A 2,543-nucleotide genomic window follows, 5' to 3' on the forward strand; every position below is an offset into this window, starting at 1 on the left:
AATATATACTTGGCAGTTGACATGATTTGTTGAAGCCCTTTCGATTAACCGGGCACAAAGGTAATTTTTTCGCGCTAATTATCTCGAATTAATTTCATCTAATCCGCAAAAACCACCCCGACAGTTTAAAGTTCTGCGTTCTAAGTTCTGAGGTGGTTTTTGTTTCAGGTTACAAGTTTCAGGTTTCATGTTGTTTTAATATTCCTTAAACGTAAAGAGTAGGCAGTAGGCAGAATGCAGTAGGCAATTAAGGTAGTTGACAATTGATTAGTGAATCAGTTGATAATCCAAAAACAGTGCAGGTTACGAGTTGTTTAAATGTTACCTGAACCTGTAACCTTAAACTTTAAACCTGAAACAAACCCAGAACTCAGAACGTTACAGGTTTCATGTTACAAGTTGTTAAAAGGTTTTTTCCGAACCTTTAACCTTAAACCTGTAACGTAGAGAGTAGGCACTAGGCAGAATGCAGTAGGCAATTAAGGTAGTTGACAATTGACAATGAATCAGTTGACAATCATTCTTTTCTAAAATCCAGCAACCTTAACCAGCAACTTGAACTAATATGGAGAGTAGACCAGGACAGATCACCGACCACCCGATTCCCTGAACCTGTAACCTTAAACCTTGAACCTGAAACAACCTCGAACCCAGAACCTGTAACGTAAAGAGTAGGCAGAATGCAGTAGGCAATTAAGTTAGTTGACAATTGATAATGAATCAGTTGATAATCCAAAAACAGTGCAGGTTACGAGTTGTTTAAATGTTACCCGACCCTGTAACCTTAAACTTTAAACCTTAAACCTGAAACAACCTCGAACCCAGAACCTTGAACTCAGAACGTTACAGGTTTCATGTTACAAGTTGTTAAAAGGTTTTTCCCGAACCTTTAACCTTAAACCTGTAACCTTAAACATTCTTACTAAATTCGCCGCATGAACCTGGCTTCATCGCTCAACCATTCTATTTTTCAACGCATCGGCGCCGTCGCCGACAAATTAAACCTTCAAACCTTCGTGGTAGGAGGGTATGTGAGAGACATAATTCTCAACCGCCCTTCCAAAGACATCGACTTCGTATGCGTAGGTAGCGGCATTGCCTTGGCAGAAGCTATCGCGAAAGATTTAGGCCCTTCTGTACATGTAAACATCTTTAAGAACTTCGGCACCGCCCAGATTAAGTTTGAAGACCTTGAACTCGAGTTTGTAGGCGCACGCAAAGAATCCTACCGCAGCGACTCGCGTAAGCCCATTGTTGAAGACGGCACCCTCGACGACGACCAGAAGCGACGCGACTTCACCATCAACGCCATGGCCATAAGCCTCAACGCAAAAACCTTTGGCGAGCTGATCGATCCCTTTAATGGTGTTACGGATATAAAGAAGAAGATCATTAAAACCCCGTTAGACCCTGTTATCACTTTTTCTGACGATCCGTTACGGATGATGCGCGCTGTGCGCTTTGCCTCACAGCTGAACTTCGATATTGAAGCTGATACATTCAACGCGTTGATGACACAAGCTGAAAGGTTGAAGATCGTATCACACGAGCGTATAACCGATGAGTTGAACAAGATCATCCTCAGCGCTACGCCCTCATACGGATTTAAACTACTCTTTCACAGCGGACTGCTCAAACAGTTCTTCCCCGAGCTGGTAGCACTGCATGGCGTAGAGTATGTCGACAACAAAGCACATAAAGACAATTTCTTCCATACATTACAGGTGCTCGACAACGTATCCAAAGTCTCTGACGACCTATGGTTACGCTGGGCTGCCATCCTTCACGACATCGCCAAGCCTGCTACCAAGCGCTTTGATAAAAATCACGGATGGACCTTTCACGGACACGAAGAACGCGGTGCACGCATGACGCCCAACATCTTCCGGAAATTAAAATTGCCGATGGATGAGCGCATGCTCTTTGTACAAAAGCTCGTACGACTACACCTGAGGCCGATACCATTGGCGAAAGAAGTTACAGACTCCGCCATCAGAAGATTGCTGTTTGACGCTGGCGACGCCGTAGAGGCGCTGATGAAACTGTGCCGTGCCGACGTCACCTCCAAGAACAACGACAAGGTAGCGAAGATACTGAAGAACTTCGACCTGGTAGAGCAGAAGATGAAAGAGGTAGAAGAGAAAGACCAGGTGCGGAATTTCCAGCCACCCATCACCGGCGACGAGATTATGAAGATGTACAACCTGCCCCCAAGCCGTATCATCGGCGACATCAAAGAACAAATCAAAGAAGCCATCCTCGAAGGCGAAATCCGTAACAACCGGGAAGAAGCCATCGGGTTGTTGCAAAAGATAGCGAATGAAAAAGGGTTGGTACCTCAAACAAACCCGAAACCTTAAACCTGTAACCAGTAACCTGTAACAACTTCCAACCCAGAACCCAGAACCTCGAACGCCAGAAACCATACGTTACAAGTTAAAGGTTTCAAGTTGTTGAAAGGTTGTCGCGAAACCTGTAACTTTAAACTTTAAACCTGTAACTTAGGGAGTAGGCAGTAGGCAGGGGAGTAGTTGACAATTGAC

Annotated in this window: 1 protein-coding gene; it reads left to right on the plus strand. The window is 44.5% G+C overall.

Going from position 1 to position 2,543, the window contains the following annotated elements:
• The first annotated feature begins 935 nt into the window (after window positions 1–935).
• On the plus strand, window positions 936–2,360 hold the full coding sequence (locus tag KK060_RS24695) for a CCA tRNA nucleotidyltransferase (RefSeq protein WP_254157934.1): 1,425 nt from the start codon (window positions 936–938) through the stop codon (window positions 2,358–2,360).
• Window positions 2,361–2,543 lie beyond the last annotated feature (183 nt).

This window comes from Chryseosolibacter indicum, assembly GCF_018598585.1.
Classification (GTDB): Bacteria; Bacteroidota; Bacteroidia; order Cytophagales; family Cyclobacteriaceae; genus Chryseosolibacter; species Chryseosolibacter indicus.